A 14420-nucleotide genomic window follows, 5' to 3' on the forward strand; every position below is an offset into this window, starting at 1 on the left:
CCTTGTCAGTCATGGCTTACAGCGATTCCACCTTCAATTTAACCGGACAGCAGTGCTTTGCCATCTAAACCAATTCCATGCAGTATGGATCACTCGGCGCCCGGAAACAACACCCGGCGCCGAAACGCCCGTGTTGATCCAGGTCAGCGTCGCGTAAGCCGTTGGTGTTAAATTGAAACTTTCAAAGTGATCACAGGAGAAGCATCATGGCGCTGCAATCCGAACTGGCCCGCGAAATGTTTCAAAGCGGCGTCGAAGCCGCCAAGGCGCAATCCGGCGCCAGCGACCCGCAGACCATCATGCAGTTGCGCACCCAGTACGCCCAGGAAACCACCCAGCGCATGGTCGCCGCCGCGCAACAAATCGCCGAAATCAGCAACGCCGCGCGGGCCGAGTTTTCCCGCCTGGTCACCGAGCAACTGGCCTCCGGCAGCCAGGACATGACCGAGTCGCTACAGACCTTCATGAAGTCGCTGCCCGGCCAGACGCCGAACATGATGGAATCCTTCCAGCAGGCCATCGCCACCGCCAACCAGGCCTTCGAGCAGATCGCCAAGGCTTCCACGGCCGCCATGGGCAGCGTCGGCGAGACGGTCAAGAAAGCCGCCGCCGGCGCCAAGCGCAAGTAAATCCGAAACCCGGCAAGTCCAACGGCTGAGCGCTCACGCGCTCAGCCGTTTTCATTTGGAGCTTTTAAAGCCAGGCTGAGGGGTGGCAGTTGCCTGCTACCGGCCCGGGATTCAACCGGTGGTGAAGTGAATGATCGCGCCATGCCTCCACGACATCGGTCCGAATTATCATTATCCATGCAGACGAAAAACTCGTAGGCGATCTGGCTGGTGCCTATTCCAGGCGCATCACCATTCAGCATCGCCTGGTCTATGAGGTCTTCACCAAGGAACATGTGGTTCGAGTGCTTCGCATGTGGACGCACTACGAGTAACAGCGGCTCAACTCAGACGTTCCCGAGCGTCCGTTTTCTCAACCGGCTTACGACTGCCGGGTATCGGCAACCGTCAAATTGCCCGACACGAGTCCCGCGTCAGTTTTTGGTTTCCCGGCTTACTTGCCCGCATCCCAGCGCCCTGCGGCGTGGTCGTCGCTTTCGCGGGCATCGACCCAGCGTCCGCCTTGCGGGGTTTCTTCCTTCTTCCAGAAAGGCGCCCGCGTCTTCAGGTAGTCCATGATGAACTCGCAGGCGGCGAAGGCCTCGCCGCGATGCGCGGAGGCGACCGCGACGAAGACGATGCGATCGCCGGGCACCAGGCGGCCGACGCGATGGATCACGCGCACGCCGTAGATGTCCCAGCGCCCGCGCGCCTCGTCGACGATGGCTTCGAGCGCCTTTTCGGTCATACCCGGATAGTGTTCCAGCGTCATCGCCTGCACCGTCGGCGGGGCGTCAGCGCCAACTCTTGCATCTGCTCCCGCATCCGCCGGCTTGTCGGCACGCACCAGGCCGGTGAAGCTGGCGACCGCGCCGACGTCATCGCGCCCGGCCGACAGCGCGGCAATCTCGGCACCGGCGTCGAAATCCGCTTCCTGGACCGAAACGCTCATCTCAGCCTCCGGTCACCGGCGGGAAAAACGCCACTTCGTCGCCGGCCTTGACGGCGGCCTCGGCTCCCACCATCTGCTGATTCACCGCGGAGCGCAGATTCTTGGTCGTCGCCAGCGCGGTCCACGCCTCGCCGCGCGCGGCGAGATGGTCGCGCAGCGCGCCCACGGTGGCGATCCCGGCGGGAAGTTCCAGCGACGCGGAGCCGGTGCCCAGCGCCTCGCGCAGGCCGGCAAAGAAAAGTATCTTGATGTTCATGAATTCACTATAGCAGTTCGCTAAACGGCAGGAAACGCACGGCATCGCCACGCCTGATCGCCTGCCCCGGCGGATTGTCGATCAGGCCGTCGGCCCAGGTGCAGGAGGTCAGCACGCCCGAACTCTGGTTGGCGAACAGTTCCAGTCCGCCCGTCGCGCCGATGCGGGCGCGCAGGAATTCGCGGCGCGGATCGCCCTTGCAATCGAATTCGGCGCGCAGGCTCTGCGCGCGCGGCGTCAGGGCGGAAGCGCCCTGGGCCTTGAGGATGAAAGGCCGCACCAGCATGAGGAAGGTGACGAAGCTCGATACCGGGTTGCCCGGCAGTCCGATGAAGGCCGCCGCCGTCGCAGTCGCCGTAGCGCCAGCGCCAACTCTGCCGAAGGCCAGCGGCTTGCCCGGCTTGATCGCGATCTTCCACAGGTCGAGCGCACCTTCCGCCTCGACCGCGGGCTTGACGTGATCCTCCTCGCCGACCGAAACGCCGCCGCTGGTCAGGATCAGGTCGTTGCCGGCCGCCGCAGCGCGCAGCGCGGCGCGCGTCGCCTCGCGCGAATCGGGCACGATGCCGAAATCATCGACCGTGCAGCCCAGGCCTTCGAGCAGGGCGCGCAGGGTGTAGCGGTTCGAGTTGTAGATGCCGCCCGGCTTGAGCGGCTCGCCGGGCATGGTCAGTTCGTCGCCGGTGGAAAACAGCGCCACGCGCAGGCGGCGGAACACCGTCAGCTGCGCCGCGCCGACCGAGGCCGCGACGCCGACATGCGCGGCCGACAGGCGCGTCCCGGTCGCCAGCACCTCGGCGCCGGCAGCGATGTCCTCGCCGCGGCAGCGGATCCACTCGCCGGGCTGCGGCACATGGTTCACCGTCAGTACGTCGCCCTCGACGCCGCACAATTCCTGCATCACCACGGCATCGGCGCCGGCCGGCAGCGGCGCCCCGGTGAAAATGCGCGCCGCCGTGCCCGCCGTCAGCGTCTGGCCGACGCTGCCGGCGGGGATGCGCTGGGCCACTTTCAGTTGCGCGCCCGCGGCCGGGACGTCGGCGCAGCGCAGGGCGTAGCCGTCCATCGAGGTGTTGTCCAGCGGCGGCACGTCTATCGCAGAGCGCAATCCCTGCGCCAGTATCCGTCCCGCCGCCGCCTGGGTCGGCACGGCCTCGGTCTCGCGCAACGGCTGCGCGCCGGCCAGCAGACGGGCCAGGGCTTCCTCGAAATCAAGCATGACCAGACTCCACCTGACAAGCCACAAGGTTCAGCCGGCCCCATCCTCTCCCCAGCCCTCCCCTTGAAAGGGAGGGAGGATGAGCCGGAGCACCAGCCAAGCTTGCCCTCCCCCCTTCAAGGGGGGAGTTGGAGGGGGGATGGGGTGGGGCGAGAACAAGCCTGGCGCGCATCAGCGAAACTCCATGTGGCGCAGAATGAAATCAGCGATCGCGTCGCGATCGTTGAGGTCGAACACCGGCAGGCCGCACTGCGCCGCCACCGCCGCGGGCTCGTCGGTGGCCACGGCGACGATGGTCTCCACCCCGCTGCCGGCGATCAGCGGCTTGCCCACCGAGGGCCGATGCACTTCGAGCTTGGGTATCGGCGTGTGCTTGAAGCCCTCGACCAGCACCAGGTCGCACTCGGAAAAGCGCCCCAGCTGTTCCTCCAGCGAAGGTTCCGGCTCACCGCGCAGTTCGTGCATCAGCACCCAGCGGTGGTCGGAAACCAGCAGCACCTCGGAGCAGCCGGCTTCCCGCAGGCGGTAGGAATCCTTGCCCGGCTGGTCGATGTCGAAACGATGGTGGGCGTGCTTGATCAGCGAGACGCGCAACCCGGCCGCATTCAGGCGCGGAATCAGGTCCTCCAGCAGCGTGGTTTTGCCGGCGCCGGAATAGCCGGCAAGCCCGAATACTTTCATTCAAAACCCTTCTTAGCCACAGAGGACACAGAGATCACAGCGATCACAGAGAAAATGCAGAAGCGGACTGCCTCTACCTCTGTGCCCTCTGTGCCCTCCGTGGCTTGATTTCCGGTTTTTGGCTTCATGCTTTTCCTCAAGCCGAGGGCACGGTCAGCACCGGCGCGAAGCCGCCGCCGGGGGTGCGGAAATTGGTGGTCTGGCCCTGCCACAGACGCGCCGTGACGAGTTGGACATGGCCGGCATAGACATAGTTGCGCAGATCGAGCTTGAGTTCGACCGGCGCCTCGCCCACCTTCAGGGTGCGCGAGGAAGGCGGCACCAGCGCCTGGGCGATGTAGTTGCCGGCCAGCACCTCGTCGAAGACCCGCTTGGTGATCTTGTCGCCGCGATAGGCCGCCTTGGAACCGTAACCCGCCGCCGGCTTGAAGAACAATTGCTTGCGCCGCGCCCACAGGTCGTCGGCGTTCTCGGGCAGCACCAGTTCGGTACGCGGAATCTTGTTGGCCAGCGTGGTGCGCGTCTCGGCATCGACGCCCCAGCTTGCCAGCAACGTGTCGTTGGACAGCGCCACCAGGTTGCGCTTGTCGGCATACAGGGCATGGGCCTGCGGATGCGGCGTGATCAGCGCCGCATCGCTCAGCCAGGCGGCGCGCAGCGCGGCATTGGCGGGCGCGTCGAGCGCGAAATCGGTGAGCCGGTTGTACACCAGGTCGATGCGCGAACCGCCATGCCACAGCGCGCCGTCGCGAAACGCCAGCTCCTGCGGATCGCAGATCACGGCGCTGATCCCGGCATGCTCGAACAAGCGCCGAAACAGCACGAACTCGGGATACAGATATTGCGTCTGCGGCGCTTCATCGACAATGGCGATGCGCGTCGGCACGTCCCCCCGTAGGAGCGAGCTTGCTCGCGATGAGCCGGGATCGCGAGCAAGCTCGCCCCTACAGAAAGCGCGCCATTCGGCGCGGAACATTTCGAGGAACAGGTGCTCCGCGGTGTCGCCACCCAGGTCACCCGGCAGCAGCGCTTCGACGTCCTCGCAGCAGGCTTTCTGCGCGCGTGCCAGCAGGGCATTGAGCAGGCCGCCGCCGGCGTTGGTGTTTATTTCGATCAGTTGCGGGCCGGATTCACCAAGGTGGAAGTCGTAACCGAGGAACACACCCGGCGCCGCACAGCGATGCCGCGCGGCCTCCGGCGCCCAGGCCAGCACATGCTCGCGGTACGCGGGCAAGGCGACGACACGCTCCACCGCGGCGACCAGGCGCGCCATGCGCTGCACATGCTCGGCGCTGACGAACACCATCGAATCCGAGAACAGATGCGGCCGCCCGGCCATCACCTCGTCGTGAAAGCCGGGGCTGACGCGCTCCAGTTCCGCCCCGAGTCCGGCGCGATCGAGCGAAACGCACTGGCAGCCGGCATTCAGCCGGTCCGCCAGGTCGATGCTGTAGTGGCTACTCATGGCCCGATTCTACCGGCTCGACGATGGCAAAGAAGGCCTCGACATCGGCCGCCTCGCGCGTGCGCCGCATCGGCGGCAGCGAGCGCCAGATCGCCTTGCCATAAGGCTTGCCGGTCAGGCGCGGATCGCAGATCATCAACACGCCGCGGTCGTCCTCGTCGCGGATCAGCCGGCCCGAGCCCTGCTTCATGTTGATCACCGCGCGCGGCAGCTGGTATTCCATGAAGGGGTTGCGCCCCGCCGCGCGCAGCCGGTCGATGCGCGCCGAGAGCACCGGGTCGTCGGGCGGCGCGAAGGGCAGCTTGTCGATCACCACCAGCGACAGCGCCTCGCCGCGCACATCGACGCCTTCCCAGAAACTCTGGCTGGCGACCAGGATCGCGTTACCGAGGAAGCGGAAGCGCTCCAGCAGCTCGGTGCGCGAACCTTCGCCCTGCATCAAGAGCGGCAGGTCGAGCCCCTCGCTGGCCAGCTTCTCCTGCAGCAGTTCGCGGATGCGCCGCATCGCGCGCAAGCTGGTGCACAGCACGAAAGCGCGCCCACCCGAGGCGCGAATCGCCGGCCAGGCGGCTTCCGCCACGGCTTCCTGGTACATCGCGCTGTTGGGGTCGGGCATGTTGCGCGGCGCGTAGAGCAAGGCATTCTTTTCGTAATCGAAGGGGCTGCCCCAGACCGCGGTGTCGGCCGCCGCCAGCCCCAGCTCGCCGCAGTAGTGCGAAAAATTGGTGCCCACGGCCAGCGTCGCCGAGGCGAATATCCAGGCGCGCGGATGGCCTTCCATCTGGCGCTGGAAAATCGGCGCGATGTCGAGCGGCGTCAGGTTCAGCGACATCGCCTGCGAATAGACCTCGACCCATTTCACGACCTCATTTGCCAAACCCGCGCCGCCGGCGACTTCGGGATCGGCGCTGCCGCCGCGCCAGCGTTTGAGCGCCGCCGCCAGTTCCTGGGTGCGCCGCAGGCAATTGGCCAAGCCCTCGCCGCGCTCGGCCTGGGTGTCGAGGTGGCGGCCGAGTTCCGCGACGGCATCGGCCAGGCCCTGCAACGCCGCGACGAACTCGGCTTCGCCTTCGAGACGCGCCGCCGGCAGGCGCAGGTTCTCGCCCTTCACCGCCAGGCGCAGGTCGCGCGCCGCCTTGTCCAGCGCCAGCGCCGCGTCCTGCAGCGCCGGGTAATCCTTGGCCGTGACGATGGCCTCGTTGCGCGTGTCGCGCGCCAGCTCGATGACCTGGCTGGTCGACACGCTCTCGCCGAAGAACAGCCCCGCCACCTCGGGCAACTGATGCGCCTCGTCGAAAATGATGGTGTTGCAGGCCGGCAGCAACTCGCCCATGCCCTCGTCCTTGAGCATCACGTCGGCGAAGAACAAGTGGTGATTGACCACCACCACGTCCGCCGTCAGCGCATCCTGGCGCGCCGCGAGGACGAAGCAGTTCTTGACGTTGGGGCACTCCTGGCCCAGGCAGTTCTCACGCGTCGAGGTGGCCTGCGCCCATGCCCCGGAATCCTCCGGCACGTCGATGCATTCGGCCTTGTCGCCGGTCTTGGTGCGCTCGGCGAAGCGCGCGATCTTGCGCAGATGCGCCGCCTCCTCGCGCGAGGCCAGCCGTCCGGCGCTCATCGCGCGTTCCAGGTGATAGGGGCAGACGTAATTGGCGCGGCCCTTCAACAGCGCGATCGAGGCGCCGACCTTCAGCGCAGCGCGCACCGTCGGCAGATCGCGGTTGAACAACTGGTCCTGCAGGGTCTTGGTGCCGGTGGAGACGATCACCTTGCCGCCCGAGAGCAGCGCCGGCACGAGATAGGCGAAAGTCTTGCCGGTGCCGGTGCCGGCCTCGGCCACCAGCGCCAGATTGCCGGCGATCGCCGCGGCGATGCGCTGCGCCATCTCCAACTGCTGCGGCCGTGGGCGAAAGCCTGGCACGGCGGCGGCGAGCGGCCCCTCGGGGGCGAAGATGCGCTTAAGTTCGTGGATGGGGTCTGACATGGCGGGCGCGGCATGGTAGCACGCGGGGGCAGGCCGGAAGCACAAGAGTCGGCGTTGGCGGTACGGCGCCGGAGAAGTCGCGAAGCACTGCTTCGGGTCGTACTGAGTCAGTGGGCGCTGCAAATTCATCGCCCAATTCCGGCGTTCATTGGCGGATTCAATTTAGCGGTTACCGCCGCCCATTATTTGAATGGAATAGCGCCGCCGACCGGCCGGAAATGGCCGATTGCAGCATCCAGCGACCGAAGCAAGCGGCGATGTTGGTGAAGTGGGTGTTTGATGTGTATCAATGTCGGTGCACCGTTCGCGACTATCTTGTATGCACGTATTCGTATGTCGGGAGGATTGCACCGTCGCTGCCTTGCAACAGCATCGAAATCGGTCGAATTTGCGACGAAGGGTATCTGATGCGGAACATTCTTCTAAACAAATTTCTTGAAATCAGTCGTGGCTCGCGTTCAGCCGCGATCGGGGCAGGGAATTGCTGCCTGGCACGGCAAGCTGGCCCCGACTGCAATCCCCGTTACCCTGATACCGGAACGTGCACGTGCATGATCGACCCCGCCAAGGCGGGATTGAATTCCCTGTCCTTGCCCGGTCAGGCGTGCGAAAAGAGGCAGGATTGATTTCCCCATCTTGCATCCAGACCCAGGTCCTGATCATCGGCGGGGGCGTCACGGGTACTGCACTGGCCCGTGATCTCGCGTTGCGTGGCGTCGATTGCATCCTCGTCGAGAAAGACGACATCAACGCCGGTGCCTCGGGGCGCAATCATGGCCTGCTTCACAGCGGCGCCAGGTACGTCGCCGGCGACCGCCAAGCGGCGATGGAATGCCGCGCGGAGGGCGAAATTCTCAAGCGCGTGGCCGCGCAGGCGATCCAGGACACCGGCGGCTATTTCGTCGCCGTGCAAGGGGACGACGAACGCTACATCGCCGACTTCCCGCTGTACTGCGCACGGTCGGGCATCGAGACGCGCGCAGTGGACGTCGCAACGGCACGCGCGCTGGAACCTGCGCTCTCGGACCGTGCGATAGCGGTGTTCGAGGTGCCCGACGCATCGATCGACCCGTTCCAACTCTCGCTGGAAAGCCTGGCGCAGGCGCGCAGTCTGGGCGCACGACTTATGCGGCGCACTTGCGTCGTCGGCTTCGAACGTGAAGGTAGACAGATCCGCGCGGTGCGGGTTCGGTCCATGGTCGGCGAGGAGGAGATGCGGATCGAGGCTGCGCAGGTGGTGAACGCCGCGGGAGCGTGGGCACGGGAAGTGGCGCTGCTCGCCGCGGCACCGATCGACATGACATATTCCAAGGGAACGCTGCTGGTCACGCACTCGCGCCTGGCCGGTCGTGTGGTGAACCGCCTGCGGCGGCCCGGCAACGCGGACATCATGATGCCGGGCGGAACAGTTTCCATCGTCGGCACGACCTCTACGCGGGTGGAAGCGCTGGATGACATTCATCCGACGACCGCCGATGCCGACCTGATTGTCGAGGAAGCTGCGCGGATGCTGCCGGCGCTGGCGACGATGCGCTTCATTCGAGCTTATGCGGGCGTACGTCCGCTGCTGGGCTCCTCGGGCGCAGCGGACAGCCGTTCCGTCTCCCGTGGGTTCGCCCTGTTCGATCACGAAGACCATGGCCTGGACAACCTGGCGACGATTACCGGCGGCAAGCTCACCACCTGCCGGCTGATGGCCGAGCGAGCCGCCGATCTGGTCTGCCGGCGGCTCGGCGTGACACGTCCCTGTCTCACCGCCACGACGCCCTTGCCGGCAGTTCCGGAATGCGCGTGGACCACGCCGGGTCGGTCGGCGCGCGAGTGGATGCGTTCCCACGGATCGCACGACACGCTCCTTTGCGAATGCGAAATGGTGCCAGGCAGCACGGTCGATGCCATCTTCGACGCGCTGCGCTCGGCGGGTGACACACCGACGCTGACCGACCTCGGCCTGCGCAGCCGCGTCGGCAAGGGCGCCTGCCAAGGGGGCTTCTGCGCGGTGCGCACCGTGGCCCACCTTTACCAGCGCGGCGACTTCCATGCGCAGCGCGGCCTCGCCGAGATTCTCGATTTCTTCGGCGAGCGCTGGCGCGGCCAGCACGCGATCCTGTGGGGCGAGCAACTCGCCCAGGCCGAGTTGATGGAGGCGCTCCACTGCGGCCTGTTCGGCGAGGAGTTGCGCGCCGCCCCGAACGCCGATCCAGCGGACCAATCGTCACAATCGTCACCATGACGGGCGAATCGCGGAACACCTTCGACGTCGCCGTGATCGGTGCCGGGATGGCGGGCATGGCGGCGGCCCTGTTTGCCGCCGAACGGGGCCTTTCGTGCATTCAGGTCGGCAGCGGCGGCGGCATTTTGTTCGCGAGCGGGCTGCTGGACCTGCTGGGTGTCCACCCGGCAGCAGAGGGTCGCCAGTGGCGATCCCCCTTCAACGCCCTCGCCGCACTCGCGCAGAAGCAGCCCGACCACCCTCTGGCACGCGTCGATCCGGTCGCGATCCGTACTGCGTTCGAGAGCTTCGTCACGGCGCTTGGCGAGGCGGGGCTGGTTTACGCCCCGCTGGGCGACCGGAACCGGAAGGTGCTCACTTCGATCGGAACGGTCAAGACCACATTCGGCGTGCCCTTGTCCATGGTCGCGGGCGCCAATGCGCTGGAGGCGCTCGATGTGCTCGATGCGCCGGACACGCCGCCAAGCTGCCTTCTGGTTGATTTTCGCGGCCTGCGTGAGTTCAGCGCCCGCCAGATCGCCGCGACCCTGGCCGATCGCTGGCCGGGTCTGCGCCACCAGCGGATAGAGTTTCCGGGGTTCGAAGACGCGCCCGAACTGTACGCCGCGCATCTCGCCCGCGCGCTGGAAAGCGGGGCAACGCGAGAGCGAACCATTGCCCTCATCAAGCCGCTTTTAGGCGATGCACAGTTGGTCGGACTGCCGACGGTTTTGGGTCTCGGGCGCTCCCGCGAGGTTCATGCGGCATTCGAGGCGGGGCTGGGCGTGCCGGTGTTCGAGATCCCGACCATGCCGACATCGGTACCGGGGTTGCGGCTGCTGGGCGCGCTGGAAGCCGTCATGTCGGCACGCGGCGTCCATCGACGTCGCCAGGCCAGCGTACGCGCGCTGGCTTGCGACGCGAACACGGGAACGGCCACGCTCGACCTGGACGGCGTTCCGGGTGGCGAGCGCGTGTCCGCCCGCGCGGTGGTGCTGGCCACGGGGAGATTCAGCGGCCGCGGGCTGACGGCTGATCGGGGGAGCGTCCGCGAGAGCATCCTCGGATTGCCCGTGCATCAACCGGCCTCGCGCGACGCATGGCACCAGCGTGATTTTCTGGATCCATCCGGTCACGCAATCAACCGCGCCGGGTTGAGGACAGACGATGCGTGGCGGCCGCTGGACATGAGCGGAAAACCGGCCTGGCCCCGGCTGTTCGCGGTCGGTTCGATCCTTGCCGATCAAGACTGGATGCGCACGAAGTGCGGCTCCGGGCTCGCAATCGCCACGGCCTGGGCGGCGACGCAACAGCTTGCAGATCAGTTGCACGGAACCGCTGCTTAGGAAAGCCATGCAGTCCGCGCTCTTTCATACGACCCTCTACATATCGTTGGCGCTGTGCGTCCTCGGCCTGCTGTGGCGCAGCTCGGCCTGGTTTCGCGTCCGCGTCGGTCCCGACGTGCGCGCCGTCACGCTGTCGCAGCGGGTGGGCGCGCTGTTGCGGGGCGCCGCTTCGGCGCTGTTCAGCGTACGGGTGTTTCACATCCTCGGCGCCCTCTTCCTCGACGTGCTGCTCCTGCGCAGGCTGTTCGCCAAGGAGAAGCTGCGCTGGCTGGGACACCTGCTCATCCTGGCCGGATTCACGCTTCTGCTGTTGATGCACGCCTTCGAGGCGGTCGTCACGGTGAAACTGTTCCCCGGCTACGAGTCGACCCTGGCTCCCTATCTCTTCCTGCGCAACCTCTTCGGGGCCATGGTCATAGTTGGCATTGCACTGTGGTTCTTCGGCCGATGGCGCCGGCGCACGGGCCTGGCGTCGGTGCGGCGGCCCATGGCGGCGGCCTTCGTAGCACTGCTGGGATTTGTCCTGGTGACGGGATATCTGCTTGAAGCGCAGAAGATAGCCTCGCCGCAGGCTTTCTACCGCATGGCAAAGCGCTTCAGCGGCACTACCGATCCGGGAGAACTCATGCCGCTGCGCGCCCTCTGGGCCAGCGAATTCGGGGTGGCGTTCGACGATTTGACGGAGCCGATGACACCGGACGTCATGGCGAAAGGCCGCCAAATGCATGACGACGACTGCGCGAGTTGTCACGCAAAACCCGCGTCCGCCTTCGTCTCCTACCCGGTGTCGCGTTTGCTTGCGCCGCTGACGGGCTTTCTTGACAAGGCGCGCGCGGATATCTGGCTGCTCTATCTGCATGTGTTCGCCTGCTTCCTGGGCCTTGCGACCCTGCCGTTCACCCGCTTCTTCCACGCGGTAGCCGTCCCTGCCAGTCTGCTGGTCAATGCCTCGGCGCCGAATCAAGCGTTCTCCGCCGCCGGCCGCGCATCGAAACGGGCACTGGCACTGGACGCCTGCCTGCGCTGCGGCATTTGCGATGCGCACTGCTCGGTGGCCCCGCTGGCGCGCCATCTGGGCAACCCGTATCTCCTGCCTGCGCACAAGCTCGTTGCCACCGGCGCCCTGGCCAACGGCCATCTGTTGCGGTCCGGTCACGAAAACGAGGGTTTTCGGGTCGCAGAAGGGGCCTTCCTCTGTACCGACTGCGGACGCTGCACCAACGACTGCCCGGCGGGGCTGGACTTGGAGGACCTGTGGCAGGCCGGCCGCGGCGACCTGGCCGCCGCAGGCCTTCCGGCGCCGGCGCAGTGGGTGCAGGCACTTCCTGCCCTGGCGTGGGCCGAGGCACTGGAGGCGGCTCATGGGCAACACACCGCTTCCGACCCGGATGCATCTTGCGCGCCGCTCTCCGCCGACCGTCGCAGTTTCTCCCGCTGCGTTCAGTGCCAGACCTGCACCAACGTCTGCCCGGTCGTGGCGCAAAGCATCGCCGCCGAGCACCGCGTCGATCTGACGCCGCAGAAAGTGATGAACCTGCTGCGACTGGGCCTGCGCGATCTCACCTTGGGTTCGCGCATGGTCTGGGATTGCGCCACTTGCTACCAGTGTCAGGAGAACTGCCCCGAAGGCGTGCGCGTGACCGACATCATGTGCGAATTGCGGGCGCTGGCGGTGCACCGCTTGGGCTCGGTCCGAAGCGGGAGGGCGCCATCATGAAATACGCGCTGTTCCTCGGCTGCAAGATCCCGTCCAAATTACCGGCCTATGAATTGTCGACGCGTGCCGTGCTGGTGCGCCTGGGCGTGACGCTGGTCGATCTGGAGTTCAACTGCTGCGGCTATCCCGCCCGCAACGTCAGCCGCGATGCCTTCGTGGTGGCCGCTGCCCGCAACCTGGCCATAGCCGAGCGCGCCGGCCTCGACGTTCTGACACCTTGCACCTGCTGCTTCGGCACCCTGCGGCACGCGATCCGCTTCCTGGAGGAAGACCCGGAACTGCGCTCGCGGGTCTCGCAGGCGCTGGCTGCCGAGGGCCTCGCCTGGTCGGGGAAGACGGAGGTCGAGCACATATTGCCGGTACTGGCCCGGACGATCGGCGTCGACGCGCTGAGCGCCGCAGTCAGGGCCCCGCGCGCGGGCCTGCATGTCGCCGCCCAGTACGGCTGCCACGCGCTGCGCCCGAGCAACCTGACCCGCTTCGACAACCCGTTGGCGCCAACCATCTTCGAAACCTTGATCCGCCTGACCGGTGCCACCCCGGTCGACTGGCCCCGGCAGTTGGACTGCTGCGGCGATCCGCTGCACGAGGCCAACGCCCCGTTGTCGGAGCACATCGCGCGGGCCAAGATCGCCGATGCCCTGGAGTCCGGTGCCGAAGCGATGTGCACGGCCTGCCCCCACTGCCACCTGCGCTTCGATTCGGTTCAGGCGGGCGCCCCCGACCCGTCGATTCGCACCCTGCTCTACACGCAGCTTCTCGGACTGGCAATGGGCCTGGATGAGAAATCCCTCGGGCTGTAGCATCCGGAATCGCGAACTCGCGGAAGAAAGGGCGCCACGCCACCGAACCAGTCCCCGGCGAGTATGAGAATCCGGCCGGGAGTAGCGGCACGCAGCCGGCTTGCCGTGGCGCGCCAGGTATTTCGCCATGCCTTGCGTATTTTCCGGAGATGAAGTCCTTGTGATGGACAGACCACTTGGTAAGTCCCAAAACGGGACTTATCATTCCCTTTTTGGGACTTATGGATAAGCTCATGCAGACCCTGCCGCTCAGCGATGCGCTATTTACCGCGACCCAACAGAAGGTGCTGGGCCTGCTGTATGGCAAGCCGGATCAGAGTTTCTACGCCAACGAAATTGCCCGCTGGGCGCAGGTCGGGAAGGGCAGCCTGATGCGCGAACTGGACCGCCTGCACAGGGCCGGCGTGCTGACCCTGAACCGCCAGGGCAACCAGACCCATTACCGGGCCAACCCGGACTGCCCGATTTACGCCGAGCTGCTGGGCATCGTGCGCAAGACCTTCGGCATCGGCGAGCAACTGCGAAGCGCCCTGCTGCCCCTGGCGAATCGGCTGGTGTGGGCCTTTGTCTATGGCTCCATCGCCAAAGGCTCGGACCATGCCGGCAGCGATATCGACCTGATGCTGATCGGCGAAAATCTCGCCTACGGCGACGTGGTGGAGCGCTTGCTGCCCGCCGAAGAGCGCCTGGGCCGCAGCATCAATCCGACGATCTACACGCCGACCGACTGGCTGGCGAAGCAGGCCGCCGGCAACAGCTTTGTCCAGCGGGTGTCGGCACAGGACAAGATCAACCTGATCGGCGGCCCGCCGCCGGAGGAGCCTGCCAATGAGTAGCAAGGTATCGGCGCGAAATCAGTGAAGCAACCCGCCTGATTCAGGAGCATGAAAATGACATCCACAGCGCCTGGCGCAAGCACTTTCCCGGTTGAAGTAAGCAATATTTCGCAGCACGGCTTCTGGCTATTGCTGGCCGATGAAGAACTGTTCCTGCCGTTCTCCGAATTCCCGTGGTTTCGCGATGTCGCGGTCAGCAAGATTTTGCACGTCGAACGGCCCTCGTCCAATCATCTTTACTGGCCCGATCTCGACGTCGACCTGGCCGTCGAGTCGATTCGCCATCCGGAGCAGTTTCCGCTTGTCAGTCGAGTGACCGTTTAAGCGCGGTCATCAAA

Annotated in this window: 14 protein-coding genes; 8 read left to right on the forward strand and 6 right to left on the reverse strand. The window is 66.0% G+C overall.

Features of this window, described 5'->3' with window-relative positions; genetic code table 11:
* The first annotated feature begins 206 nt into the window (after positions 1-206).
* Positions 207-629 carry a phasin family protein gene (locus RMO95_RS21850; protein ID WP_310452804.1) on the forward strand — a complete coding sequence of 141 codons (423 nt, stop codon included), beginning with the start codon at positions 207-209 and terminating at the stop codon, positions 627-629.
* A gap of 233 nt (positions 630-862) precedes the next feature.
* The gene (locus RMO95_RS21855; RefSeq protein WP_310452832.1) at positions 863-943 is read left to right on the forward strand and encodes a hypothetical protein; all 81 of its coding nucleotides are present in this window, start codon (positions 863-865) and stop codon (positions 941-943) included.
* Between the two features lie 119 nt (positions 944-1062).
* Here RMO95_RS21855 and moaE read toward each other — a convergent pair whose 3' ends face one another.
* The 6 genes from moaE to RMO95_RS21885 form a co-directional block, all read right to left on the reverse strand.
* Positions 1063-1560 (reverse strand): molybdopterin synthase catalytic subunit MoaE, encoded by a 498-nt coding sequence (gene moaE / locus RMO95_RS21860; RefSeq protein WP_310452805.1) that lies wholly within the window; start codon positions 1558-1560, stop codon positions 1063-1065.
* Between the two features lies 1 nt (position 1561).
* Complete coding sequence (gene moaD / locus RMO95_RS21865) at positions 1562-1816, reverse strand: molybdopterin converting factor subunit 1 (protein WP_310452806.1); 255 nt, start codon at positions 1814-1816, stop codon at positions 1562-1564.
* Between the two features lie 7 nt (positions 1817-1823).
* Complete coding sequence (gene glp, locus RMO95_RS21870; RefSeq protein ID WP_310452807.1) at positions 1824-3035, reverse strand: gephyrin-like molybdotransferase Glp; 1212 nt, start codon at positions 3033-3035, stop codon at positions 1824-1826.
* Between the two features lie 171 nt (positions 3036-3206).
* On the reverse strand, positions 3207-3716 hold the full coding sequence (gene mobB, locus RMO95_RS21875) for a molybdopterin-guanine dinucleotide biosynthesis protein B (RefSeq protein WP_310452808.1): 510 nt from the start codon (positions 3714-3716) through the stop codon (positions 3207-3209).
* 136 nt (positions 3717-3852) lie between these two features.
* A complete protein-coding gene (locus tag RMO95_RS21880; RefSeq protein ID WP_310452809.1) occupies positions 3853-5181 on the reverse strand; it encodes a hypothetical protein in 1329 nt (442 codons plus the stop codon).
* On the reverse strand, positions 5174-7168 hold the full coding sequence (locus RMO95_RS21885) for an ATP-dependent DNA helicase (RefSeq protein ID WP_310452810.1): 1995 nt from the start codon (positions 7166-7168) through the stop codon (positions 5174-5176). Before RMO95_RS21885 ends, RMO95_RS21880 begins: the two co-directional genes overlap by 8 nt.
* 547 nt (positions 7169-7715) lie before the next feature.
* Between RMO95_RS21885 and RMO95_RS21890 the strand changes: the two genes are divergently transcribed.
* From RMO95_RS21890 to RMO95_RS21915, 6 genes are all read left to right on the forward strand, one after another.
* Positions 7716-9401: an FAD-dependent oxidoreductase gene (locus tag RMO95_RS21890; RefSeq protein ID WP_310452811.1), complete on the forward strand. Its 1686-nt coding sequence runs from the start codon at positions 7716-7718 to the stop codon at positions 9399-9401.
* The gene (gene glpB / locus RMO95_RS21895; protein ID WP_310452812.1) at positions 9398-10726 is read left to right on the forward strand and encodes a glycerol-3-phosphate dehydrogenase subunit GlpB; all 1329 of its coding nucleotides are present in this window, start codon (positions 9398-9400) and stop codon (positions 10724-10726) included. The genes RMO95_RS21890 and glpB overlap by 4 nt, the downstream gene beginning before the upstream one ends.
* A 7-nt stretch (positions 10727-10733) precedes the next feature.
* Positions 10734-12443, forward strand: coding sequence for a 4Fe-4S dicluster domain-containing protein (locus RMO95_RS21900; protein ID WP_310452813.1), 1710 nt, complete (start codon positions 10734-10736; stop codon positions 12441-12443).
* Positions 12440-13246 (forward strand): CoB--CoM heterodisulfide reductase iron-sulfur subunit B family protein, encoded by an 807-nt coding sequence (locus RMO95_RS21905; RefSeq protein ID WP_310452814.1) that lies wholly within the window; start codon positions 12440-12442, stop codon positions 13244-13246. Before RMO95_RS21900 ends, RMO95_RS21905 begins: the two co-directional genes overlap by 4 nt.
* Positions 13247-13479: 233 nt before the next feature.
* Complete coding sequence (locus RMO95_RS21910) at positions 13480-14082, forward strand: transcriptional regulator (protein WP_310452815.1); 603 nt, start codon at positions 13480-13482, stop codon at positions 14080-14082.
* Positions 14083-14130: 48 nt separating this feature from the next.
* Positions 14131-14406, forward strand: a complete 276-nt coding sequence (locus RMO95_RS21915; RefSeq protein ID WP_310452816.1) for a DUF2442 domain-containing protein — start codon at positions 14131-14133, stop codon at positions 14404-14406.
* Positions 14407-14420: the final 14 nt, after the last annotated feature.

The sequence above is a fragment of the Sulfuritalea sp. genome (assembly GCF_031426875.1).
Lineage (GTDB): Bacteria > Pseudomonadota > Gammaproteobacteria > Burkholderiales > Rhodocyclaceae > Sulfuritalea.

Coding starts and splice junctions, on each gene's coding strand:
- RMO95_RS21850 (WP_310452804.1), top strand. CDS start 207: ATGGCGCTGCAATCCGAACTGGCCCGCGAAATGTTTCAAAGCGGCGTC.
- moaE (WP_310452805.1), bottom strand. CDS start 1,560: ATGAGCGTTTCGGTCCAGGAAGCGGATTTCGACGCCGGTGCCGAGATT.
- moaD (WP_310452806.1), bottom strand. CDS start 1,816: ATGAACATCAAGATACTTTTCTTTGCCGGCCTGCGCGAGGCGCTGGGC.
- glp (WP_310452807.1), bottom strand. CDS start 3,035: ATGCTTGATTTCGAGGAAGCCCTGGCCCGTCTGCTGGCCGGCGCGCAG.
- mobB (WP_310452808.1), bottom strand. CDS start 3,716: ATGAAAGTATTCGGGCTTGCCGGCTATTCCGGCGCCGGCAAAACCACG.
- RMO95_RS21880 (WP_310452809.1), bottom strand. CDS start 5,181: ATGAGTAGCCACTACAGCATCGACCTGGCGGACCGGCTGAATGCCGGC.
- RMO95_RS21885 (WP_310452810.1), bottom strand. CDS start 7,168: ATGTCAGACCCCATCCACGAACTTAAGCGCATCTTCGCCCCCGAGGGG.
- glpB (WP_310452812.1), top strand. CDS start 9,398: ATGACGGGCGAATCGCGGAACACCTTCGACGTCGCCGTGATCGGTGCC.
- RMO95_RS21900 (WP_310452813.1), top strand. CDS start 10,734: ATGCAGTCCGCGCTCTTTCATACGACCCTCTACATATCGTTGGCGCTG.
- RMO95_RS21905 (WP_310452814.1), top strand. CDS start 12,440: ATGAAATACGCGCTGTTCCTCGGCTGCAAGATCCCGTCCAAATTACCG.
- RMO95_RS21910 (WP_310452815.1), top strand. CDS start 13,480: ATGCAGACCCTGCCGCTCAGCGATGCGCTATTTACCGCGACCCAACAG.
- RMO95_RS21915 (WP_310452816.1), top strand. CDS start 14,131: ATGAAAATGACATCCACAGCGCCTGGCGCAAGCACTTTCCCGGTTGAA.